The sequence below is a fragment of the Pseudonocardia parietis genome (assembly GCF_017876315.1).
GTDB classification, from domain to species: Bacteria; Actinomycetota; Actinomycetes; order Mycobacteriales; family Pseudonocardiaceae; genus Pseudonocardia; species Pseudonocardia parietis.
In genome coordinates this window covers 4258635-4280812 of the sequence record NZ_JAGINU010000001.1, presented here as the reverse complement: position 1 = coordinate 4280812, position 22178 = coordinate 4258635, and the positions used below count along the sequence as shown (strand labels likewise).

Here is a 22178-nt window from a genome sequence, read left to right as displayed (position 1 = left end):
TGTGAAGCGATGGAGCTGACCGCGCTGGGACTCGGGCTGCTCGGTGTGGCACTCGCCGAGCCGGTCAGCCGCGTGCTCGCGTCGGCCCGGTGGCCCGGCCGCGACCCGGTGGGCGCGTTGCTGCTGTGGCAGGCCGTCGGGTTCGGCGGCGGCATCTCGCTGTTCGGCGCCGGTCTCGCCTACGGGCTGGCGCCGATGGGGGACACCCTGCCGGCCGGGACCGCGGCGTTGTGGGTGTCGGTCTCCGCAGGCCGGTGGCCGGCGGAGATGGACCCGCTGCACGTCGGCGCGCTGCTGGTCGCACTGGGCCTGCTGATCAGGCTGCTCTCGGTGCTGGCGATCACCGCGGTGCGCACGCTGCGGGCCCGGCGCCGGCACCGGGACCTGCTCGACGTGCTCGCGACACCGTGGCCCCATGCCTCCGGTACCCGGGTGCTCGATCACCCGGTGCCGGTCGCGTACTGCCTTCCCGGGCGCAACTCACGGCTCGTCGTGTCGGCGGGTGTGCTCGACGCCCTGGACACCCCCGGTGTCGTCGCCGTGCTCGCCCACGAGCGCGCCCACCTGCGCGAACGCCACGACCTGGTGGTGCTGCCGTTCGTCGCGTGGGGCGCGACGGCCCCGTTCGTGCGGGGGATGGTCTGCGCCCAGCTCGCCGTCGCCCGGCTGATCGAGATGCGGGCCGACGACGTCGCCCGCAAGCTGTGCGACCCGACCGAGCTGGCCACCGCGCTCAAGGCCGTGGGCGGGTCGGCCCCGGCAGCGGCGCTGTCGTCGTTCACCGATGCGCTGGAGGCACGGATCGACCGGGTCACCGCGCCACCCGCACCGTTGCCCGCCGCCGTGCGCTGGCTGATCCGGGTGGTCGCCCTGGTCCTGGTCGTGGTGCCGCTCGGGCTGCTGCTCACGCACTGACCTCGCTCAGCTGGAACAGCGCCGGGCCGGTCGCGTCGCCGTCGAGCAGCGCCCGGGTGGCGGCGACGTTGCGGGCACGGGCCACCTCGAGCGCGCCGGGGTGGCGGCGCATCCGGGACCGCCGCCACCGGATCACGTGCGCGGCCGCACCGATCCCGGTGTTCAGCGGGGCACACCGGCGCAGGCCCAGCGCGTCGCCGGTCCCCGCGCCGTGGAAGCGCCTGCCCAGCACCGACAACAGCAGCCGCCCCGCGGGCCGGGGCAGCCGTAGCGACTCGACGAGCAGGCCGGCGACGGCGTCGACCTGCGCCGCCGCGAGCGTGCGCGACTCCGCCGCGAGCGGCCCGGTCACGGCGGTGACGAGGTCGTCGAGGCGTTCGGCGGCGGCGTGCCCGGTGACCCCGCCCACCAGGTCCGGGTCGATGCCGAGCTGGTGGGCCAGGACCTGCCAGTAGGCGTAGACCTCGCCGACCTCGGCCGGGGTGAGGTCGAAGCCGATGGTGCCCTCGGCGCGCATCGAGACGAGCGTGAAGTCCAGCCATGTGCGGGCCAGGTCGATCTGGTTGATCGCGACGCCGTGCACCGCCTCGTCGTAGCCGCGGGTGCGGGCGAGCTCGCGCATGTGCGCGTGCAGCATCCGGACCTGCAGCGTGGCGACGTAGCCGGGGCCGCCGGGACGCAATCCACCGGGCAGCGTCGCGGACAGCAGCCACCGGCCGGTCTCGGTGAGCCGGCGTTCGGCACCGTCGATGAGCCGGCCGGTGGTGCCGAGCAGCACCGCGATCGAGGGCGACACGTAGGTGCGCAGCAACGCACCGGCCGAGAGGGAGAGCGTGTGTACCGGCGGCGGGGAGGTGAAGATCGGGCGCGCGCCGGAGTCGAGGACGGCCGGGTCGGTGCCCTCGGGCAGTGACTCCGCGGACGACAGCAGCGCCGCGACGGCGGGCGGCGGGTCGTCGAGGGAGGCCAGCCCGTGGCGGATGCCGAGATCGAGCCGGGCCCGGACGTCGCGGCCGCCGTCGCGGATCTCGGCGACGACGGCGTCGGCGAGCGGGTCACCGGTGCGCAGAGCACGGCCGGCGAGCTCGGCCGCGTCCGGGCCGAAGCGGGCGGCGAGCTCGGCCGGTGCGATGCGGCCGGTGGGCCAGTGGGTGTTCACGGGTGTCCGCCTCCTGTGGTCGTCGCGGGCTCCACCGGCAGCCCGAACCGGGCGAGCAGCCGGGCCATGTGTGCGCGGATCCGGGCCGGGTCGGGCGGGGCCGGGTCGAGGGCGCCGAGGGTGGCCAGGCCGATGACCGCGGAGAACAGCTCCGCGGCCCGCTCCCGGTTGCCGACGTGGTCCTGGATGAGGTCGACGACGACGGCGTCCTGCCCGGCGGGCGGTGCGACCCGCCCGGGGTCGCGCGCAGCCCGGATCCGGAGCTCGAGCATGGTCAGGTACGCCTGGCGTCCCGGCCCGAGCAGGTCGACCAGGTAGGTGGTGCAGGCATCGAGCAGGGTGAGCTCGCCCGCCCTGCTGCGCCGGGTCAGCTCGGTCAGCCGCTGAGCCGACCGGCGTTCCAGCTCGCCGACGACCGCGGAGAGCAGCTCGGCGACGGTGCCGAAGTGGTAGGTGGCCGAGGCGGGGGAGACCCCGGCCCGGCCGGCCACCTCCCGCAGGGTGAGCCGGTCGAACCCGCTGCCGGTGACGACCTCGACGGCCGCCTCCACCAGTGCCCGGCGGGTGTCCGCCCCGCGTTGCCTGCGCCCGTCCTGCGTTCGGTCCTGCACGGCGCCCTCCGAAAACTGTCTGTACAGCCAGACAGTAAGTTCGGCGGGATGGTGGCGCATCGTGTCCGCGGTCACAGGTGTTGCTGCCCCCGCTCCCCGCCGGGCGTAGCGTGGAGATCGTGCCCGTCACACCTGACCTTCCCCGTACCGTCGGCGCGCTCCGGGCGTCGGGCCACGAGCTGCGGGGCGTGAAGCAAGAGATCCGTGACAACCTGCTCGCCGCCCTGCGTGCCGGCCGCGATCCGTGGCCCGGGATCGTCGGGTTCGGCGACACCGTGCTCCCGCAGCTGGAGCGGGCGCTGATCGCCGGCCACGACGTCGTCCTGCTGGGGGAGCGCGGCCAGGGCAAGACCCGGCTGCTCCGGGCGCTGGCCGGCCAGCTCGACGAGTGGGCGCCGGTGATCGAGGGCTCGGAGATCGGCGAGCACCCGTACGAGCCGATCACACCGGCATCGGTGCGGCGCGTCGCCGAGCTCGGCGACGACCTGCCCGTCGCGTGGGTGCACCGCTCGCGGCGCTACACCGAGAAGCTCGCCACGCCGGATACCGCGGTCGCCGACCTGATCGGCGACGTCGACCCGGTCAAGGTCGCCGAGGGCCGCTCCCTGGGGGATCCGGAGACCATCCACTTCGGGCTGGTACCGCGGGCGCACCGCGGGATCGTCGCGATCAACGAGCTGCCCGACCTGGCCGAGCGGATCCAGGTCGCGCTGCTCAACGTGATGGAGGAACGCGACATCCAGGTCCGCGGCTACACGCTGCGGCTGCCGCTCGACGTCGTGCTGGTCGCGAGTGCCAACCCGGAGGACTACACCAACCGCGGCCGGATCATCACCCCGCTCAAGGACCGGTTCGGCGCCGAGGTCCGCACCCACTACCCCCTCGAGCTCGCCCCGGAGATCGACCTGATCGAGCAGGAGGCCTCGCTCGCGGCCGAGGTCCCGCGGCACCTGCTGGAGGTCGTCGCCCGGTTCACCCGGCACCTGCGCGAGTCGTCGGCGATCGACCAGAGCTCGGGCGTCTCGGCCCGGTTCTCGGTGGCCGCCGCCGAGACCATCGCCGCCGCGGCCCTGCGCCGGGCCGCACTGGTCGGCGAGGAGCACGCCTACGCCCGCCCGGTCGACCTGGAGTCGGTCCCGGCGGTGCTGCGCGGCAAGCTGGAGTTCGCCTCCGGCGAGGAGGGCCGCGAGGACGAGGTCCTGGAGCACCTGCTGCGCCGGGCCACCGCCGACACCGCGCGGTTCGCGCTGCGCGGCATCGACCTCGACGAGCTGGCCACCGAGGTGTCGACCCGGCCGGTGCGGACCGGCGAGCGGGTCCCGGCCCGGGATGTCGTCGCCGCCCTGCCGCAGGTGGCAGCGCTGACGGCGATCGCCGAGAAGCTGGGCGCGGCCGGCACCGAGGACCCGGGGCCGATGGCGTCGGGCGCCGAGCTGGCGCTGGAGTACCTGTTCCTGACCCGCAAGCTGGCGAAGGACGAGAGCGACGACGGCGACACGGTGTCGTATGGCTGATCCCAGGCGTCGGAAGCGGCGCTGGGCGTACGGGCCCTACACCGGCGGGCCCGATCCGCTCGCGCCGCCGTACGACATCCGGTCGGCGATGGACCAGATCGGCCGCGACGTCATGGAGGGCTCGTCCCCTCGTCAGGCCCTGCAGGAGCTGATGCGGCGCGGTCTCGACGGCAGCCGCGGGCTCGACGACCTGACCCGGCGGGTCTGGGAGCGCCGCCGCGAGCTGCAGCGCGACAACCGGATCGACGGCACGCTGCAGGAGGTCCGCGAGCTCCTGGCGCGTGCCCTCGACGCCGAGCGTTCGGCGCTGGGCAACGAGGACTCCGACGACGCCCGGTTCCGCGAGATGCAGCTCGACGCACTCCCGGCCGACACCGGCGGTGCGGTCCGGGAGCTGGGCGAGTACGACTGGCGCTCCTCCGAGGCCCGCGACGCCTACCAGGAGATCCGCGACCTGCTCGGCCGGGAGCTGCTCGACCAGCGCTTCCAGGGCATGAAGCAGGCGATGGAGAACGCCACGCCGCAGGACGTCGAGCGGATCAACGAGATGCTCGGCGACCTCAACGACCTGCTGGAGCACCACGCCCGCGGCGAGGACACCACCGACCGGTTCGCCGAGTTCATGCGTCGCCACGGCGACCACTTCCCGGAGAACCCGCGCGACACCGAGGAGCTGATCGACGCGCTGGCCGCCCGGTCGGCGGCCGCCCAGCGGATGATGAACTCGATGTCCGCCGAGCAGCAGGCCGAGCTCGCCGAGCTGGCGCAGCAGGCGTTCGGCGACCCGCGGCTCGCGCAGTCCCTGGCGCACCTGGACGCGCAGCTGCAGGGCCTGCGGCCGGGGGAGGACTGGTCCGGGCAGGGCCGGTTCAGCGGGGACAACCCGATGGGGATGGGCGAGGCGGCCCGTGCCCTGGAGGAGCTGGGACAGCTCGACGCGCTGGCCGAGCAGCTCGCGCAGAGCTACCCGGGCGCGCGGATGGAGGACATCGACCTCGACGCGCTCACCGAGGCGCTCGGACCGGAGGCCACCGCCGACGCCCGCACCCTCGCCGAGCTGGAACGCGAGCTGCAGAGCCAGGACCTGTTCCGGCGCGCCCCGGACGGGTCGCTGCTGCTCTCGCCCAAGGCGCTGCGCACGCTCGGCCGGTCCGTGCTGCGCGACGTCGCCGACCGGGTCACCGGGCGCCAGGGGCAGCGCGAGACCCGCCGGGCCGGCGCGGCCGGGGAGGCGACCGGCGCGACCCGCCCGTGGGCGTTCGGGGACACCGAGGCCTGGTCGGTGCCGCGCACGTTGCTCAACTCGCAGCTGCGCCGGGCAGGAGGGGACGACCGGGTACTCGACGTGTCCGACGTCGAGATCGTCGAGACCGAGCAGCGCACCCGGGCCGCGGTGACGCTGCTGGTCGACACGTCCTGGTCGATGGTCGCCGAGGGCCGCTGGGTGCCGATGAAGCGCACCGCGCTGGCCCTGCACCAGCTGATCTCCACCCGGTTCCGCGGCGACGACCTCTCGCTGATCACGTTCGGCCGACACGCGCAGACCGTGGAGCTCGGCGAGCTCGTCGGGCTGGAGGGCGTGTACATGCAGGGCACGAACCTGCACCACGCCCTGCTGCTGGCCCGCGAACGGCTGGCGCGACAGCCGGACGCGACCCCGGTCGTCCTCGTCGTGACCGACGGCGAGCCGACCGCGCACCTGGAACGCGACGGCGAGGCCTTCTTCGACTATCCGCCCAGCCCGCACACGCTGCGCGCGACCGTCGACGGGCTGGACCGGCTGATCGGGATGGATGCGCGGTTCACCTTCTTCGTGCTCGGCGACGACCCGGGGCTGGCAGCGTTCATGGACCGGCTGGCCCGACGGTCCGGGGGACGGGTGGTGAATCCCGACCTCGACGGCCTCGGCGCCGAGGTGGTGTCGGACTACCTGCGCAAACGGGCGCCCTGAACGAGACCGAGGTACGTCGTCACGCCCGCAGGTGCTCGGCGGCCCACGACCGCAGGGTCGTCGGCGTCGTCGTGATCACGGCCCGCGGCTGCTCGGGGACGAAGCCGCCGGTCAGCCCGGCCGCCATCCCGGCGATCGCGTCGATCTCGGCGGGTGTCATCCCGACGCCGCCGAGCATCGCGCGGAACTCGGCGTCGGGCACGTGCACGGCCCGCACCGGGTGCCCGCGCACCCCGGCCAGCACCTCGGCGACGTCGGTGAAGGACAGGTCCGCCGGTCCGTGCACGCCCTGCACCACCCGGCCCGTCCACGCCGGGCCGAGCAGCCGGGCGGCCGCGACGTCACCGATGTCGCGCGGGACCACCCACGGCAGCGGGTGGTCGAGCGGCCACGGCGTCGACAGTGTTCCGGCGGCGATCTCGTCGGCCGACATCAGCAGGTTCGTGGTGAAGTAGCCGCACCGCAGGTGCACCACCGGTGCGCCGGTGGCGTCGAGGGCCTCCTCGGTCGCGCCGAGCCCGTCGATGTCGCCCGCGCCGTGCCGCTTCTCCGCGCCGGCGCTGCTCTGGAACACCACCCCGCCGATCCCGTTCTCCCGCACCGCGTCGGACACCACGCGGGCGCACGCCGCGTGCTGGGCCAGCGGGTCGGAGCCGAACGGCGCAGGCGGGTTCACCCAGTACAGCCGGTCGGCGCCGGCGGTCGCGCGCAGCACCGCGTCGCGGTCGGTCTGGTCGGCCCGCACGGCCTCCACCAGCCCGGACAGCTCCGGCGGCAGCCGCGCGGGGTCCCGCAGCAGGGCCACCGGACGCACCCCGGCCTGCACCAGCAGGCGCAGCACCCGCGAGCCGACGTTGCCGGTCGGTGTCGTCACCACGATTCGCATGCCGGCACCGTGGCACGGACCCCTGACAACGTCGCTCAGCGCCGAGGTTCGTTCCGCAGGTTTCTCTAGCCCAGCCAGGGCCGGGCGAACCGCTCGTTGGGCCCGCCCGGGTTCACGACCGCCCGCACCCCGGGCCGGTTGATCTCGGCGACCGTCCGGAACTGCTCGACGTCCGGGCAGCGCACGATCGGCGTCTTGCCGTCCTGCAGGTACGGGACGGTGAAGGCGGCCCGTTCCGCCCGGTCCGCGGTGATCGACACCCCGCCGACGGCGATGTCGCACTTCCCGGCCACGACGTCGTCGAGCAGGGGCGACCAGGTCGTCTCCACCATCGTCGTCCGGGCGCCGAGCTCGGTGGCCAGGTCACCGGCCATGTCGACGTCGATGCCGGACCACGTGCCGTCCGGTGCGAGGTGGGTGAGGGGCCGGTAGTCGCCGGTGGAGCACACCCGCAGCTCCCCGGTCTCGGCTATCCGCGCCAACGCGGGCGACTCCGTCTGGCCCTGTGTGCTGCACCCGGTCAGCAGGGCCACGGCGAGCAGGACGGAGTAGAGCAGGCCCCGGCGTCGTTGCACGGTCGTGGACCCTACTCATGTGCGCGGTGCCGTGCGGACCTGCTACTCAGGAGCCGTGGGCGGATCAGGGTGCACGCAGTTGACCTTCCTCGTCGAGCGGGAGCTGTTCGTGTGGTGGGGCGGTGCGGACCCGGTGGGCGCGGCCGCCGCGGCCGGGGTGGACGCGGTCGCCGAACCCGTCCGGATCGCGCGGCCGGGGCCGGACGGCTTCGCGACCGGCCCGGTTCCGGCCGCCGTGAGCCCGGCCGGAGCGACCCTGCACGCGCTGGGTGCGATCGAGGCGGCGCACAGCTGGGGACGTTCGGTGCACGCCTGGCGGGAGGTCGCCCGGGCCCGCCCGGCCGAGGCGGAGGGAGCGGTGGCGCTGCCGACCGCCGCCCACGCCGGCGTCGCCGGTGACGGACGCACGATCTGGTCGGCCGAGGTCGCGGTGCGGGCCGCGGTCGCGGCTGTGCACAGCACGGAACCTGCTGACGGGGTGTGGGCGCGCCTGCGCCCCTACCAGCGGGCCGGTGCGCGCTGGCTCGTCGACCGGCTCGACACCGAGGGTGGCGCCCTGCTCGCCGACGAGATGGGTCTCGGTAAGACCGTGCAGGCCATCGCCGTGCTCGCCGGCCGGACCGGCCCGCACCTCGTCGTCTGCCCGGCGTCGGTGGTGGGGACCTGGCGGCGCGAGCTGGCCCGGTTCGCGCCGGAACAGACGGTCGTCGAGCACACCCGCGGCGCACCGCCTCCCGAGGGCGGCGTCGTCGTCGCGACCTACGGCATGCTCGCCCGCGACGACGCGCTCACCGCGGCGGAGTGGGACGTCGTCGTCCTGGACGAGGCGCAGTACGTCCGCAACCCGGCCACCGCCACCGACCGCCGGGCCCGCGGACTGACCGCCCGCGGCCGGATCGCGCTGACCGGCACGCCCGTCGAGAACCGGCTCGACGACCTCTGGTCGCTGCTCGCGTTCAGCACCCCGGACGTACTCGGCCCGCGCGCCCGGTTCCGCCGCCGGTTCGCCACGGCGGGCGACCCGGGCGCGGCCGCGGCCCGGCTGCACGCGCTCGTCGGCCCGCACCTGCTGCGCCGTCGCAAGTCCGAGGTCGCGGCGGAGCTCCCGCCGCGGATCGACGTCCACCACGAGGTGGAGCCGACCGGTGAGCAGCGCCGGGTCTACGCGGCCGCGCTCGACGGTGCCTTCGGCCGGGGGCTCGGCGCCGGGGTCGACCGCCGCGGACGCATCCTCGCTCTGCTCACCCGGCTCAAGCAGCTGTGCGCGCACCCGTCGCTGGCGGGCTCGGAGGAACCCGGTGTGACGGGCCGGTCGGCGAGCTTCGACCGGCTCACCGAACTCGTCGGCGAGATCGTCGACAACGGCGAGGCGGCGCTCGTCTTCACCCAGTACCGGGCAGCGGGGGAGCTGCTCGCGTCGCACCTCGGCGAGACCCTCGGTGTCGCGGTGCCGTTCCTGCACGGCGGTCTGGGCCGTCCCGCGCGCGAACGCATGGTCGCGGAGTTCTCCGATCCGGGCGGGCCACCCGTCCTGCTGCTGAGCCTGCGCGCGGCCGGGACGGGACTGACCCTCACCCGCGCCTCGCACGTCCTGCACCTGGATCGGTGGTGGAATCCGGCGGTGGAGGCGCAGGCGTCGGACCGGGCGCACCGGATCGGGCAGACCCGCACGGTCACCGTGCACACCTTCACCACGCGCGGCACCGTCGAGCAGCTGATCGCCGACCTGCACCGCAGCAAGCGGGACCTGGCGGGCGCCGCGCTCGGTGAGACCGAGGGATCCTCGGTCGGCTCGCTCGCGCGGCTCGGCGACGACGACCTGCGGGCCGTCCTGGAAGGAGCCCGATGAGCGGGTTCGGGACGACCGCGTGGGGCCGGGCCTGGCTGCGGCTCGCCGAACCGGTGCGGATCACCCGGCCGGATCCGCAGCTGCCCCGTGCGTGGTCGCTGGCCCGGGGCGACCGGGTCCGCGACCTCGTGACCACACCCGGCCGGATCACCGCGACCGTCGACGACGGCGGCCACCGCGCCGTGGAGATCGCCTTCCCGGTCTGGACGGCCCCACCCGAGCTCGACGCGCCCGACCTTCCTGACGAGCTCGCCGACCGGCTCGCCGCCGAGGGCACCCCGGTCGCCCCGCACCCCGGCGACCTGCGCGCGGACTGTGCCTGCGGGGGCCGGGGCGGGCGCTGCCGGCACGTGCTGGCGGTCCTGATCGAGACGGCGCGGCGGGCCGACGAGTCGCCGGCGCTCGCCGTCGTCCTGCGGGGTGGACGGGTGCCGCAGCGCGCGGGGGACCGCAGCCGGATACCGATCGCGGACCTGGATCCGGCGGCGTTCTGGGGCTGACAAGGGGTTTGCGCTTATCGATCCTCGATATTATCGTTTGTCGATAAGCGGACTCGAGGGGGCGTCATGACCGACCGGATGTCGCGTGCGGAGCGCTGGTTGCTGGGGGCCGTCCGGGTGCTGGTCTCGCTGTCGTTCGCGGTACTGGTGCTCACCGCTCCGGTCGTGCTGGGAGTGACGGTGTACGCCTCGGCCACCGGATACGCAGGGGCAGCGCTGACCGGGCTCTCGGTGCCGGTCGGCGTCGACGTGGAGCTGCCTGCCGGTGTGGGGACGGACGGGCTCGCCCGGGTGACGGACTCGGTGCCCGTCGGGTCGCTGCCGGTGCCGTACGCGGTGGCCGGGGCGGTGCTGTACGCCGTGCCGATCGTCCTGGTGCTCCTGGGCCTGAACCGGCTGTTGCGCCTCAGCCGGGTCCTCACCGGGCCGGGCCGGTTCGGGCGGGACATCCCCCGCGATGTCCGGACGCTCGCCGGCTGGGTGCTGGGCGCCGGAGCCTCCTTCACGGTGCTCGGGACCGTGGGATCGTTCGTCGCGACCGGATTCCTCGCCGACCCGCGGGTGCATCCGCACCTGGACAGCGGCCCGCTGCTGCTCGGAGCAGCTCTGGCCGGCCTGCTGGTCGTGGTCACCGCGGTGCTCCGCTCGGGCGTCGAACTGCAGACCGACCACGACCTCACGGTCTGAGGAGGAGCGCGGGTGCCGGTCGTCGTGAGGCTCGACAAGGTGCTGGCCGACCGCGGGATGACGCTCACCGAGCTCGCGTCCCGGGTCGGGCTCACCCTGGCCAACCTGTCCGTGCTCAAGAACGGGCGTGCCCGCGCGGTCCGGTTCAGCACCCTGGAGGCGTTGTGCCGCGAGCTCGACTGCACCCCGGGGGATCTGCTGACCTACGAGCCGGGTTGACGTTCGGCGGTCCGGTACGCCGGCATCGCACTGTGTGATGAAGGTCAGCGTGGTCAACAGGGTCCGGACGGCCACCGGTGACGGACATTGGAACCGTGGGTGTGCGTCTTGACCCGTTCCTGATCCTGCTGCTGCTCACCGTCGGCGTCGCGGCGCTGGTACCGGCGCGGGGGTGCGGCGAGCGAGGTCGTCGACGTCGCGGTGACGGCGGCGATCGCGCTGCTCTTCTTCCTCTATGGTGCCCGGCTGGCGACCGCCGAGGCGCTGTCCGGGCTGCGGAACTGGCGGCTGCAGGGCACGGTGCTCGGCGCGACGTTCGTCCTGTTCCCGCTGATCGGCCTCTCGGCGTTGCTGCTGCCGGAGTGGCTGCTGCCCGCGCCGTTGGCGGCCGGTGTGGTGTTCCTCTGCTGCCTGCCCTCGACGGTGCAGTCCTCGATCGCCTTCACCGGGATCGCGCGCGGGAACGTGCCCGCGGCAATCGTCGCGGCGTCGGTGTCCAACGTGCTCGGCGTCGTCCTGACCCCGGTGCTCGCCGGCGCTGCTGCTGGCCACCAGCGGCGGGTTCACCCCGTCGGCGTTCGGTGACATCGCGCTGCGGCTACTCGTGCCGCTCCTCGCGGGGCAGGCCGCGCGGCCGATGATCGGGCGTGCTCACCCCGGTCTCGCTGGGCGTGCTGCTCGGGGCCTGCCTGCTGCTCCTGGCCATCGTGCTGGCGGTGACGGCGCTCGGGTCGAGGGCGCTCGGGTTCAGCGACGCCGATCGGATCGCGATCGTGTTCTGCGGGTCCAAGAAGTCCCTGGCCAGCGGGCTGCCGATCGCGGGTGTGCTGTTCGGGGGCCGGCTGCGGCGCTGGTGGTGCTGCCGCTCATGCTGTTCCACCAGATCCAGCTCATCGCGTGCGCGGCGATCGCGAACCGGCTCGGCCGGCGACATGAGTACCTCGACGCGGACGCCGGGGTCGGGGCACCATCGCAGGCGTGACCGCGCCGGTGCGCATCTGTCGGCTCTGCGGGACGGCGCGACCGGAGAGTCCTGGCGCGGCGGGCATCGCGGGCTGGGTATCCGATCGGGACGAGTGTGGTCGCGACGGGTGGCTGTGCCCGGCCTGTGCCCGCCGGCACGTGCGCGACATCGAGTCCAAGCTCGACGTCGAGTGGTGGTGAGTCACTCCGCTCAGCTGCTCAGCTGCTCGACTGCCTCGTTCGCCGAGGAAGAACTCGGCATCGATCTGTCGAAAGTTGTGCAGTCCCGACCTGCCGAGCGAGCTGCCGGTGCAGGTTCGGAGGGGCTCGGTTCGGTCGTGGACCTGTCATGTCTCAGGACATAGGTGACGATTTTGTGTCAGGACATCGGTGACCCTGTGGGCGTTCTTGGTGGTGACACTTCCATCGTGAGGCTGCCGTGGTGGCTGCCCGTGAACCCATCGCTCCCCGTGTCCGCCTTGCGATCTCGCAGTGGCCTGACGACGCGCCGCGGGGGGCGGTCTCGACGTTCTGTATCGAGCACGATATCTCGCGTAAGTCGTTCTACGAGCTGCGCAAGCGCGCTCGCGTTGACGGGCCTGCGGCGGTGCTCGAGCCCAGGTCCAGACGGCCGAGGTCGAGCCCGTCGAGGCTGACCGAGCAGGTCAAGGCCCAGGCCGTCCAGGTGCGTAGACGAACCGCCGCCACGCCGAGCGGGGCTTCTTGCGCGGCTCCAGCCGGGCGACACCGGCCTCACGGAAGATCCGCGCCAGCGACGCCGTCGAGGGCACCGAGGCCAGCCCCATCGCACGCATCTTCTCGTGCACGCTGATCGGGCCGTGGTCCAGCCCGGACGCCTCGAGCGCGGCTCGCCCGGCGCCCAACGCGTGCTGGCAACTCGATGCCACCGAGTACGTGCTGACCGGCGGACGCAAGTGCGTGATCTTCCAGCTCATCGATGACCACTCCCGCTACGCGGTCGCTTCCCACGCCGCGGCCGGTGAGACCGCCCGGGACGCGATCGCGATCTTCGACAAGGCCGTGGCCGCTCACGGTGTGCCGCAACGGCTGCTGTCGGACAACGGGCTCGCGCTCAACCCGTCGCGTCGCGGCCTGGTCGGCCAGCTCGTCGCACATGTCGCCGCGCTGGGTGTCGAGGCGATCACCGGCAAGCCGCACAAGCCGACCACCCAAGGCAAGAACGAACGCTTCCACCAGACCCCTGTTCCGCTACCTCGACAAGCAACCGCTCGCCGCCACACTCGCGCAGCTCCAGGCCCAGATCGACGCCTTCGACCACGTCTACAACACCGAGCGCCCTCACCAAGGGCTGCCCGGGCGAATCACCGCCGCAGGCCGCGTGGGAGGCGACGGCCAAGGCCGATCCACCCCGCCCGAAACCGGACCGGCCGGTCTACCGGCCGCCGGCCCCCGCCATGCGGCCCCGACCGAAGCCACCGGAAGGCCTACCCGCCGGCACACGCCTGAGAACGGCGAGCTCCGCCGGAGTCGTCCACGTCGACAAGGTGCTCTACAAGATCGGCGTCGCCCACGCGTTCGAACATGTCCTCGTCGTCAGCGACGGCGACCAGCCCGGCGACACGATCACCGTCACCGACCTCGAAGGCGAGATCCTCGCCGAACGCACCAGACCCACTCCCGGCACCAACTACGTCGGCAACGGTCGACCCCGCGGAAGACAGCCGAAGAACCCGGGAGCGTCACCGAAGTCCTGACACATCAACCGTCACCGATGTCCTGAGGCAGAACTGTCACCGATGTCTTGAGACATCACAGTTCGGTCGTGGACCGAAACTGTCGGGGGTCGACGGTATGTTCGATTCATGGTGGTCGGGCAGGTGATTCCAGAAGGGCTGGCGGCGCTGTCGCCCGGCCCCGAGCTGGCCACCACACTCGCCGGCCTCGACCTTGACCGGGTCCCCAATGACGACATCGGTGACGTCCTGGTCGCCCAGTCCCGCCAGCTCGCCCACGAGCAGGCCCGGATGTTCGCCACGATGGCCGAGGTCGTGTGCCGGCGCCCGTTCGCCGGGCCCCTGGAGGTCCGCCGCGCCGACACCCCCGAGCTCTACGGCGCCGACGAGGTCCGCGCCGCCCTGGCCTGGACCCGACGCGCCGCAGAGTCGGAGACCGATTTAGCGTTCGTGCTGGTGCACGCGTTGCCGCAGGTGCAGGCGGCGTTGTCGCAGGGCCACATCGACCGCGGCAAGGCCCGGGTCTTCGCCCAGCACCTGGGCGACCTACCCGCCGACCAGATCGCCGCAGTGTGTGCGGCGGTCCTGCCGCATGCGCCCCGGCTGACCACCGGGCAGATCGCGGAGCGGATCAAGCGTCTGGTTCTGGAGCTGGATCCGGCCTACTACGAGCGCCGCTACCGCAAGGCGATCCGGGACCGTCAGGTGGTGGCCTACCTGTGCGCCGACGGCACCGCAGTGCTGTCGGCGAGCGGGCTACCGGCCGACGAGGCCGCCGCAGCCTGGGAACGCCTGGATGCCCTGGCCCGGGCTGCCCGCCACGACGGTCACCCCGGCACCTTGGACCAGGTCCGAGCCGACCTCGTACTGGGCCTGCTCGACGGATCACTGCACGGGCTGAACCGCGCCGAGATCCTGCAGGCGCTACTGGAACGCTTCGCCGGCCACGCCGATCCCGGCACGACCGTGAGCGACACCGAGTCCGGTGAGACCGGCGCCGGCACTCCCGGGTCCGGCACCCCCGGGTCTGGTGATGCCGGGTCTGGTGATGGTGGGTCCGGTCAAGCGGGTGCTGTCTCCGACCGGCCCGCTACCGGCCCGCCCAGTCCCGGCCCCGACTCCGGCAGCCCCGAGCCCGGGGAGCCAGAGCCAGGCGAGCCCGGGTCCGGGGAGCCCAGCTCCGAGGAATCCGAGGCCGGCGCGGCCGGGCCCGGCGCGGCCATGGTGGGCACCTTCGGCGCCGCCGCACCCAGTGACCCCGCATCTGATGACCCCGCAGCCGGTGGCCCCGCGTCCAGTGAGGCCGAGTCGAGCGAACCCACGTCCGGTGAAGCCCGGTCCGACGAACCCGGGTCCGACGAGCCTGGCTCCGGCGAGCCCGAGGTGGGGGAGCCTGGGTCCGGCGGGTCCGGGCCGGATGATTCCGGGCCCGAGGAACCCGCCCCCGGCCCCGGCTCCGGCTCCGGCTCTGACCCCGGTCCCAGTGGCCCCGAGCCCGATGGACCGGACACGAGTGGTTCGCCGACCGGGGGCCGCGATCGCGAGACCCGACCGGCCGGCAGCGCCACGACGGCGAGCCCGCGCAGCAGCCTCGGTGTCGAGGTCCGGGTCCCACTCAGCACCCTACTCGGCCTCGACGACCGCGCCGCCGAACTACCCGGCTGGGGCCCGATCCCCGCCCACACTGCCCGCCGCATCGTCGCCCGCCAACGCCGCGCCCAATGGCGCTGGGTCATCGTCGACGACCACGGACACCTCCTGGCCGAAGGCCTCACCCGCCACCGACCCACACCCCGCGACCCCACCGGACCGCCCGGCGGGATCGTCGAACTCCATATCCCCGAAACCCAGCTCGCCACCCTGACCGCCACCGCGGCACAGCACGGCCGCTGGACCGGGGTGATCACCGACATCGCCACCCGCTACCAGCTCCACCGTCAACGAGACGAGCTCTGGGCCGAACTCGATGCCGACCCCACCGCCCGGTTCCCGTCCGCGCCGCTGCGCCGCCACACCGAGGTCCGCGATCGGACCTGCGTGCATCCCGGGTGCCGTACCTCGGCCCGACGCTGCGACCAGGACCACACGATCAACCACGGTCGCGGGGGCACCACCACCCACGACGACCTGGCACCACTGTGTCGCCATCACCACATGCTCAAGTCCAAGGGCGGATGGCGCCTCGAGCAGCCCGAACCCGGCCACTTCATCTGGACCAGCCCACTCGGGCGGCACTACCCCGTCGAGCCCGAACCGATCCTGCCGCCCCCGACCCGGCCGGTCCACCGCGACCCCGAACCCTGGTTCGACCATCCGGCCTACGACATCGACCACGAACAGCCCGACCTGCGCCGACGCGACCGCGCCCCACCGGGCAAGGACCACGCACCACCCGGCATCGCCACACCCAACGGGGCCACACCCAACGGCGCCGCACCCGACGACACTGAGCCCACTGACGCTGCGCCCGATGACACCGTGCCGCATGGCGCCGAACCTGGGGAGGACGTGCCTCCGCCGTTCTGAACCTGTGTGGGTGCCCGGCGCCGGGTCGGGCCCGACCCTGCGGCGATCAGCGCACCACGGTGCCGGCGCGCAGAACCGTCTCGATCCGCAGGGCGTCGTCGAGCAGCACCACATCGGCGCGGGCGCCGGGCCGCAGGTGCCCGACGTCGTCGAGCCCCAGCAGACCGGCCGGCGTCGTCGACGTCCAGGCCACGGCCCGCGCGAGTGCCTCCTCCCGAGGACCGGGGTCCGCGGCGACGAGGTTGCGGAACAGCGCGTCGGCGGTCGCGGTCGACCCGGCGATGGTCCCTCCGTCGAGGCGGGCGACACCGCCCGTCACCCGCACGGCCAGATCGCCGAGCCGGAAGTCCCCGTCCGGCATCCCGGCCGCGGCCATCGCGTCGGTCACCGCCGCGACGCGCCCCGGCGCCGTCCGGCCGACGATCTCCCAGAGAGCCGGGTGCACGTGCACCCCGTCGGTGATCAGTTCGACGACGGCACGCGGGTCGCCCAGCAGCGCGGCGACCGGCCCCGGGTCGCGGTGGTGCAGCGAGCCCATCGCGTTGAACAGGTGCGTACCGGCCCGGGCGCCGGCGTCGAGCGCGCGGCGCGTGAGGTCGTAACCGGCGGCGGTGTGCCCGACGGCGGCGACCGCACCCGCCGCGGCGACCCGGGCGATCGCGTCGAGGCCGCCCGCCAGCTCTGGGGCGAGGGTCACCATGGCGACCGTCCCGGTGTCGAGCAGCGGACCCAGCTCACCCGGGTCGGGGTCGCGGAGCAGGGCGGGATCGTGTGCCCCGCACCGGGACGCGGCCAGCCACGGCCCCTCCAGATGGACCCCGGCCAGCACGCCGTCGTCCACGAGCGGCGCCAGCCCGCGCACCGCTTCGAGCAGGTCGGGAGGGGACAGGGTGACCAGGGAGGCGAGCACCGTCGTGGTGCCGTGCGCGGCGTGGAACGCGGCCGCCCGGGCCGAGGAGTCGGCGTCGGCCCCGAAGGACGCGCCGCCCCCGCCGTGACAGTGCACGTCCACGAACCCGGGTACGACGACGGCGCCCCGCCGGTCCGGCGGACGCGGCGGGATCCCGGTACCGGCCCCGGTGACCCGGCCACCGGCCAGCTCGACCCAGCCCGGTCCGGCCGGCGAACCGTCCCCGGTCACCAGGGCATCCGCGGCGATCAGCTCGTTCACAGCGTCTCCGTCACCTTGTGCAGTCCGCGCGGGGTGTCCGGGTCCCCGCCCCGCGCCACGGCGACGCGGTGGGCCAGCAGCTGCAGCGGAAGGATCTCCAGCAGCGAGGCGAGCTCCTCGGCGGGCGCCTGCGGCAGCGCGATGCCGGGGCCGGGACCCGGGCTGCCGTGGCCGCCGATCCGCAGGACGTCGGCGTGGCGCGCGGCGAGCGACTCCAGCACCGGCGCCATCGCCGCGCCTCCCGCGCCGGGGGAGACGACCGCCAGCACCGGGACCAGCGGGTCGACCAGGGCGAGCGGTCCGTGCAGCAGGTCCGCCCCGGAGAACGCCTGCGCCGAGACGTAGGCGGTCTCCATCAGCTTGAGCGCAGCCTCGCGGGCCGTCGGGTAGGAGTAGCCGCGCCCCGTGGTGACCAGCCGCTGGGCGAACCGGTAGCCGCTCGCGGCCGCCGCGACGGCGTCCATACAGCCGTCCAGGACCTGGTCCCCGAGGTCGGGCAGCGCAGCCGCGCGGGCGTCGTCCTCGCCCCGGACGGCCGAGACCAGCAGGTACAGGGCCAGGAGCTGGGCGGTGTAGGTCTTCGTCGCGGCCACCGAGCGCTCGGGCCCGGCGAGCACGTCGACCTGCGCGTCCGCCGCGTCCGCCAGCGCCGAGCCCGGGTTGTTGGTCACCGCGAGGGTCAGCGCGCCCCGGTCGCGGGCCACCTCGACGCAGCGCAGCAGATCCGGCGAGCCGCCGGACTGGCTGACGGCCACCAGCAGCACGTCGCGCAGGTCCGGCTGCGCGGCGTAGGCGGTGAGCGTCGAGGGCGACACCATCCCGGCGGGCAGGCCGAGCCGGATCTCGGTCAGGTACTTGGCGTACAGCGCGGCGTGGTCGCTGGTGCCGCGGGCGGCGAACAGCACGAAGCGCGGCGCGCGGGCCCGGACCAGCGCCGCCGCCCGGTCCACACCGGACTCTCCGGCCGGGCCGGCGGCGGCGAGCAGCCGGCGCCAGACGGCGGGCTGCTCGGCGATCTCGGCCGCCATCAGGGTGCCGGGGGTATCGGGCACGGGGCTCCTCGTCGGGTCGCCGGACCGGTCGTGTGCCGCCGGGTCTTGCGCTTCGGCGGACAAAACTGTACCACTGGTCCATCTTTTGAGGAGGCCCGATGAAGTACCGCCGTCTGCACGACGAGCTGCGCGAGCGGGTGGACGCGATGGCGGCGGGCGAGCCCCTCCCGCCCGAGCGCGAGCTGGCCCGCGAGGTCGGCGTCTCCCGGACAACGCTGCGCCGGGCCGTCGACGAGCTGGTCGCGGCAGGCCGGCTGCGCCGCAGGCAGGGCGCCGGGGTGTTCGCCGTCGGGCCACGGATCGCGCACGCGCTCACCGCGACGTCGTTCTCCGCCGACATGCGGGCCCGCGGCCTGGTCCCAGCCACCCGGATCGTCGAGTTCGAGACCGGCCCGGCCGGTCCACGGCTGGGCCGCCGCCTGGAGGTCTCACCGGAGGCCGTCGTCGTCCGGGCACTGCGGCTGCGCCTGGCCGACGACGAGCCGATGGCCCTGGAGACCCTGCACGTCCCGGCCGATCTCGTACCCGGCCTGGACGAGCAGACCCTCGCGGCGTCGTCGTACTACGAGCTGCTCGCCCGGCACGGTCACGCGGTGGCCGGCGGCCGGCAGTCGATCGAGCCCACGGTCACCGACGGGCCCGAGTCCACGCTGCTCGGCGTCCCGGTGCACAGCCCCGCGCTGCTGTTCGAGCGCACCACCCGCGACGACGCCGGGCGGGTGCTCGAGTTCGTCCGCGCGGTCTACCGGGGCGACCGGTACCGGATCGAGACGGAGATCGCGCCGGTCGCGGTCCCGACGGTGGCGCGATGACCAGCGACGGTGGCGCGATGACCAGGCTGTTCGCGCTCGACGTCGGCAAGACCGGCTGTCGCGCGGTGCTCGTGGAGGGCGGCGCACGGGTGGCGACCGGGCGGTGGGCCGGCGCGGGCGGCATCGCCGATCGCGACGGCGTCGTCCGCGCGCTCGCCGCGATCGCGGGTGCCACCGACGGCTGGCCCACGCCGGACGCCGTCGGCGCCGGTCTGGCCGGGCTGGCGTCGGCCCCGCAGCGCGCGACCGACCTCGCGGACGGACTGCGAGCCCGGTTCGGTCCGGCCCTGCGCGTGCTGCTGACCAGCGACATGACGACCTGGCACGCCGGTGCGCTGGGCGGCGGGCCCGGTGTCGTACTGGCCGTGGGCACCGGCTCGGTCGCCCTGGGGGTCGACGGCGACGGCAGCCACGCCCGCGTCGACGGCTGGGGTCATCTGCTCGGTGACGACGGCAGTGGCCACGCGATCGGGCGGGCCGGCCTGGCGGCCGCGCTGCGCGCCCACGACGGCCGGCCCGGCGGGTCGCCCGCGCTGCTCACCCTGCTGCGCGCCCGGTTCGGCGACCCGGACGGACTGCCCGCCCGGGTGCACGGCTCGGACAACCCGGCGCGGGAGATCGCCGCGTTCGCCCGGGACGTCCTCGGCGCCGCATCCGGCGGGAACCCGGTCGCCGGCACGATCGTCGCCCGGGCCGCCACCGCACTCGCCGACACCGCGGCCGCCGCCCGGGACCGGCTCCCCGGCGCGGATCCGGCCGGCGGTACCCGGGTCGCCTGCGGCGGCGGCCTCCTCGACGCCGGCGCCGTGCTGACCGGACCGCTCGACACCGCGCTGGCCGCGCGCGGCCTGACCCGTACCCGCCCGCTCGGCGACGCCCTCGACGGCGCCCGCCTGCTCCTGGAGGACCCGACCGTGCCGCACCACGCCCTGCTCGTCCCGGTCGCCGGGAGCCTCCGGTGACCGGCGACCTCGGCGCGCTCGCCACCGAACGGTCCCGGGCCGACCTCGCGGATCTGGACCAGTGGTCCACCCGGGCGCTGGTCGACCTGATCACCGGCGAGGACGCCTCGGTCGTCGCGGCGGTGCGGGCCGAGGCCGGCCGGATCGCCGCTCTCGCCGACACCGCCGTCACCCGGCTGGAACGCGGCGGCCGGATGATCTACGGCGGGGCCGGGACCGCGGGCAGGCTCGCCGTCCTCGACGCGACCGAGCTCGCACCCACCTACGGCGTCGGCGCCGACCGCGTCGTCGCGCTGCTCGCGGGCGGGCCCGCGGCGATGACGGCGGCCGTCGAGGGCGCGGAGGACGACACCGCCGCCGCTCGCGCCGATCTCGCCGCACTCGGTCCGGGACCGGACGACGTGGTGATCGCGATCAGCGCGTCGGGCCGCACGCCGTACGCCTGCGCGCTGCTCGAGGCGGCCCGGGAGGCCGGGGCCGCCACCGCGTCGGTCGCGAACAACCCGGACAGCCCGCTCTCCCGGCTCGCCGACATCGCGATCACCCTGGACACCGGGCCGGAGATCGTCGCCGGCTCGACCCGGATGAAGGCGGGGACCAGCCAGAAGATGCTGCTCACCGCGTTCTCGACGGCGGTGATGGTGCGGCTGGGCAAGGTGCACCGCAACCTGATGGTCGACGTCGCCGCCACCAACCTGAAGCTGCGGGTGCGCGCGGAGCGGATCGTCGGTGAGGCCACCGGGGCCGCCCCCGTAGCGGTCCGGGCCGCGCTCGACGACGCGGGCGGGCACGCCAAGACCGCGATCGTCGCGCTGCTGACCGGCGTGGGTGCCCGGGCGGCGGAAGAGCTGCTCGCCACGGCCGGAGGACGGGTGTCCGCGGCGGTCCGCGCCGGCGTGGCAGGGGCCGGGGCATGATCGTCGTCGGACTGTCCTCGGGTACCTCGGTCGACGGCATCGACGTCGCCGCGGCCGACCTGGAGATCGACGGTGACACCGTCGCCCTCACCCCGCTCGGCCACCTCGAGGTGCCGTTCGCACCGGAGCTGCGCGCCACCGTGCTGGATGCCCTGCCGCCCGCGGCGACCACGCTGGACGCCGTCGCGCGGATCGACACCGACCTCGGACACGCGTTCGCGGCGGCCGCGCGGCGCGGGATCGACGAGCTCGCCGGCGGGGCGGCCGAGCTCATCGCCAGCCACGGCCAGACGCTCTACCACTGGGTGGAGGACGGACACGTCCGCGGCACCCTGCAGCTCGGCCAGCCCGCCTGGATCGCCGAGGCCACCGGACTGCCGGTGGTGTCGGACCTGCGGGCCCGCGACGTCGCCGCCGGTGGGCACGGCGCCCCGCTCGCATCGGTCCTCGATGTCCTGCTGCTCGGCGAGCGCGCCGCACACGCGGGCGGACCGGTGGCCGCGCTGAACCTGGGCGGGATCGCGAACGTGACGGTCGTCGGGCCGACGGGGGATACCGCAGCCTTCGACACCGGCCCGGCGAACGCGCTGCTCGATGCCGCCGTGCGCGCCGCGACCGGCGAGCACCGCGACACCGACGGTGCCCGCGCCGCCCGCGGCACCGTCGACGAGCACGCACTGGCCCTGCTGCGGGCCGACCCGTTCTACGCGCTGCGGCCGCCGAAGAGCACCGGCAAGGAGCTGTTCGACCCCGGCTACGTCGACCGGGTCCTGGGGGAGCACGACGTGACCGACCGGCTGGACGACCTGCTCGCCACCCTCGTCGAGCTGACCGCGACCACGGTCGCCGACGCGCTGCGCCCCTACGGGGTGCGCGAGGTGCTGGTCTCCGGCGGCGGCGCGCACAACCCGGCCGTCGTCGCGGCCCTGCGCCACCATCTCGCCCCGGCCCGGCTCGCCCCGATCGACGACGCGGGCCTGCCCGGGGACGGCAAGGAGGCGCTGCTGTTCGCCCTGCTCGGGTTCCTGACCTGGCACGGCGTCGCCTCGACCGTGCCGTCCTGCACCGGTGCCCGCGCCCCGACGATCGCCGGCCGGATCAGCCCCGGCGCGCAGCCGCTGCGGCTGCCCGAACCGGCCCCACCGCCGTCCCGCCTGCGGGTCACCACCACCGGAACCGTCTGACGCCCACACC

The 22178-nt window shown here is 74.6% G+C and carries 20 protein-coding genes and 2 pseudogenes; 16 read left to right on the top strand and 6 right to left on the bottom strand.

From position 1 onward, the window contains the following. Window positions 1–9 precede the first annotated feature (9 nt). Window positions 10–915, top strand: coding sequence for a M56 family metallopeptidase (locus tag JOF36_RS20205; protein WP_210029431.1), 906 nt, complete (start codon window positions 10–12; stop codon window positions 913–915). Here the strand turns inward: JOF36_RS20205 and JOF36_RS20200 are convergent. Continuing rightward, a complete protein-coding gene (locus JOF36_RS20200; protein ID WP_210029429.1) occupies window positions 905–2074 on the bottom strand; it encodes an oxygenase MpaB family protein in 1170 nt (389 codons plus the stop codon). The genes JOF36_RS20205 and JOF36_RS20200 overlap by 11 nt on opposite strands. Beyond that, complete coding sequence (locus JOF36_RS20195; RefSeq protein WP_307862483.1) at window positions 2071–2685, bottom strand: TetR/AcrR family transcriptional regulator; 615 nt, start codon at window positions 2683–2685, stop codon at window positions 2071–2073. Before JOF36_RS20195 ends, JOF36_RS20200 begins: the two co-directional genes overlap by 4 nt. A 119-nt stretch (window positions 2686–2804) precedes the next feature. Here JOF36_RS20195 and JOF36_RS20190 point away from each other — a divergent pair, with 119 nt between their 5' ends. Together JOF36_RS20190 and JOF36_RS20185 are read left to right on the top strand one after the other, a co-directional pair. Continuing rightward, the gene (locus tag JOF36_RS20190) at window positions 2805–4199 is read left to right on the top strand and encodes an ATP-binding protein (RefSeq protein ID WP_210029427.1); all 1395 of its coding nucleotides are present in this window, start codon (window positions 2805–2807) and stop codon (window positions 4197–4199) included. Continuing rightward, window positions 4192–6150: a vWA domain-containing protein gene (locus tag JOF36_RS20185; RefSeq protein ID WP_210029421.1), complete on the top strand. Its 1959-nt coding sequence runs from the start codon at window positions 4192–4194 to the stop codon at window positions 6148–6150. Before JOF36_RS20190 ends, JOF36_RS20185 begins: the two co-directional genes overlap by 8 nt. Before the next feature lie 19 nt (window positions 6151–6169). Here the strand turns inward: JOF36_RS20185 and JOF36_RS20180 are convergent, their stop codons facing one another. Together JOF36_RS20180 and JOF36_RS20175 are read right to left on the bottom strand one after the other, a co-directional pair. Beyond that, on the bottom strand, window positions 6170–7036 hold the full coding sequence (locus JOF36_RS20180; protein WP_210029418.1) for an NAD(P)H-binding protein: 867 nt from the start codon (window positions 7034–7036) through the stop codon (window positions 6170–6172). Window positions 7037–7101: 65 nt separating this feature from the next. Further along, a complete protein-coding gene (locus tag JOF36_RS20175; protein WP_307862482.1) occupies window positions 7102–7611 on the bottom strand; it encodes a transporter substrate-binding domain-containing protein in 510 nt (169 codons plus the stop codon). A gap of 79 nt (window positions 7612–7690) precedes the next feature. Here JOF36_RS20175 and JOF36_RS20170 point away from each other — a divergent pair, with 79 nt between their 5' ends. The 9 genes and pseudogenes from JOF36_RS20170 (at window position 7691) to JOF36_RS20130 (ending at window position 16070) form a co-directional block, all read left to right on the top strand. Beyond that, window positions 7691–9460, top strand: coding sequence for a DEAD/DEAH box helicase (locus JOF36_RS20170; RefSeq protein ID WP_210029406.1), 1770 nt, complete (start codon window positions 7691–7693; stop codon window positions 9458–9460). Then, window positions 9457–9960 (top strand): SWIM zinc finger family protein, encoded by a 504-nt coding sequence (locus tag JOF36_RS20165; RefSeq protein WP_210029404.1) that lies wholly within the window; start codon window positions 9457–9459, stop codon window positions 9958–9960. Before JOF36_RS20170 ends, JOF36_RS20165 begins: the two co-directional genes overlap by 4 nt. 66 nt (window positions 9961–10026) lie before the next feature. Further along, window positions 10027–10647, top strand: coding sequence for a DUF2975 domain-containing protein (locus JOF36_RS20160; RefSeq protein WP_210029395.1), 621 nt, complete (start codon window positions 10027–10029; stop codon window positions 10645–10647). A 12-nt stretch (window positions 10648–10659) separates the two neighbouring features. Continuing rightward, complete coding sequence (locus JOF36_RS20155; RefSeq protein ID WP_210029393.1) at window positions 10660–10866, top strand: helix-turn-helix domain-containing protein; 207 nt, start codon at window positions 10660–10662, stop codon at window positions 10864–10866. A gap of 201 nt (window positions 10867–11067) precedes the next feature. Then, entirely contained in the window at window positions 11068–11451 is a 384-nt protein-coding gene (locus JOF36_RS41415) for a bile acid:sodium symporter (protein ID WP_372447394.1), read from the top strand. A 62-nt stretch (window positions 11452–11513) separates the two neighbouring features. Beyond that, window positions 11514–11848, top strand: a pseudogene (locus JOF36_RS41410) (bile acid:sodium symporter). Continuing rightward, window positions 11845–12030: a hypothetical protein gene (locus JOF36_RS20145; RefSeq protein WP_210029391.1), complete on the top strand. Its 186-nt coding sequence runs from the start codon at window positions 11845–11847 to the stop codon at window positions 12028–12030. The pseudogene JOF36_RS41410 and the gene JOF36_RS20145 overlap by 4 nt, the downstream one beginning before the upstream one ends. Before the next feature lie 241 nt (window positions 12031–12271). Next, window positions 12272–13565: pseudogene (locus JOF36_RS20135) on the top strand (integrase core domain-containing protein). A 108-nt stretch (window positions 13566–13673) separates the two neighbouring features. Beyond that, on the top strand, window positions 13674–16070 hold the full coding sequence (locus JOF36_RS20130; protein ID WP_210029387.1) for an HNH endonuclease signature motif containing protein: 2397 nt from the start codon (window positions 13674–13676) through the stop codon (window positions 16068–16070). A gap of 46 nt (window positions 16071–16116) precedes the next feature. Here the strand turns inward: JOF36_RS20130 and JOF36_RS20125 are convergent, their stop codons facing one another. Both JOF36_RS20125 and JOF36_RS20120 read right to left on the bottom strand, forming a co-directional pair. Beyond that, a complete protein-coding gene (locus tag JOF36_RS20125) occupies window positions 16117–17241 on the bottom strand; it encodes an N-acetylglucosamine-6-phosphate deacetylase (protein ID WP_210029377.1) in 1125 nt (374 codons plus the stop codon). Beyond that, window positions 17238–18269, bottom strand: coding sequence for an SIS domain-containing protein (locus JOF36_RS20120; protein WP_210035969.1), 1032 nt, complete (start codon window positions 18267–18269; stop codon window positions 17238–17240). Before JOF36_RS20120 ends, JOF36_RS20125 begins: the two co-directional genes overlap by 4 nt. A 122-nt stretch (window positions 18270–18391) precedes the next feature. On the opposite strand from JOF36_RS20120, the gene JOF36_RS20115 reads away from it, so the two are divergent. From JOF36_RS20115 to JOF36_RS20100, 4 genes are read left to right on the top strand one after another with little or no spacing between them, the layout of a single operon-like run. After that, entirely contained in the window at window positions 18392–19105 is a 714-nt protein-coding gene (locus JOF36_RS20115) for a GntR family transcriptional regulator (protein ID WP_210029369.1), read from the top strand. Continuing rightward, window positions 19102–20067 carry an N-acetylglucosamine kinase gene (locus tag JOF36_RS20110; protein ID WP_210029360.1) on the top strand — a complete coding sequence of 322 codons (966 nt, stop codon included), beginning with the start codon at window positions 19102–19104 and terminating at the stop codon, window positions 20065–20067. Before JOF36_RS20115 ends, JOF36_RS20110 begins: the two co-directional genes overlap by 4 nt. After that, entirely contained in the window at window positions 20064–20984 is a 921-nt protein-coding gene (locus JOF36_RS20105) for an N-acetylmuramic acid 6-phosphate etherase (RefSeq protein ID WP_210029358.1), read from the top strand. Before JOF36_RS20110 ends, JOF36_RS20105 begins: the two co-directional genes overlap by 4 nt. Further along, complete coding sequence (locus JOF36_RS20100) at window positions 20981–22168, top strand: anhydro-N-acetylmuramic acid kinase (protein ID WP_210029349.1); 1188 nt, start codon at window positions 20981–20983, stop codon at window positions 22166–22168. The genes JOF36_RS20105 and JOF36_RS20100 overlap by 4 nt, the downstream gene beginning before the upstream one ends. Window positions 22169–22178 lie beyond the last annotated feature (10 nt).

What these genes read in the sequence shown, in the direction of transcription:
- JOF36_RS20205 (WP_210029431.1), top strand. Translation starts at nt 10, where the DNA reads ATGGAGCTGACCGCGCTGGGACTCGGGCTGCTCGGTGTGGCACTCGCC.
- JOF36_RS20180 (WP_210029418.1), bottom strand. Translation starts at nt 7,036, where the DNA reads ATGCGAATCGTGGTGACGACACCGACCGGCAACGTCGGCTCGCGGGTG.
- JOF36_RS20160 (WP_210029395.1), top strand. Translation starts at nt 10,027, where the DNA reads ATGACCGACCGGATGTCGCGTGCGGAGCGCTGGTTGCTGGGGGCCGTC.
- JOF36_RS20115 (WP_210029369.1), top strand. Translation starts at nt 18,392, where the DNA reads ATGAAGTACCGCCGTCTGCACGACGAGCTGCGCGAGCGGGTGGACGCG.
- JOF36_RS20130 (WP_210029387.1), top strand. Translation starts at nt 13,674, where the DNA reads ATGGTGGTCGGGCAGGTGATTCCAGAAGGGCTGGCGGCGCTGTCGCCC.
- JOF36_RS20100 (WP_210029349.1), top strand. Translation starts at nt 20,981, where the DNA reads ATGATCGTCGTCGGACTGTCCTCGGGTACCTCGGTCGACGGCATCGAC.
- JOF36_RS20110 (WP_210029360.1), top strand. Translation starts at nt 19,102, where the DNA reads ATGACCAGCGACGGTGGCGCGATGACCAGGCTGTTCGCGCTCGACGTC.
- JOF36_RS20120 (WP_210035969.1), bottom strand. Translation starts at nt 18,269, where the DNA reads ATGGCGGCCGAGATCGCCGAGCAGCCCGCCGTCTGGCGCCGGCTGCTC.
- JOF36_RS20165 (WP_210029404.1), top strand. Translation starts at nt 9,457, where the DNA reads ATGAGCGGGTTCGGGACGACCGCGTGGGGCCGGGCCTGGCTGCGGCTC.
- JOF36_RS20185 (WP_210029421.1), top strand. Translation starts at nt 4,192, where the DNA reads ATGGCTGATCCCAGGCGTCGGAAGCGGCGCTGGGCGTACGGGCCCTAC.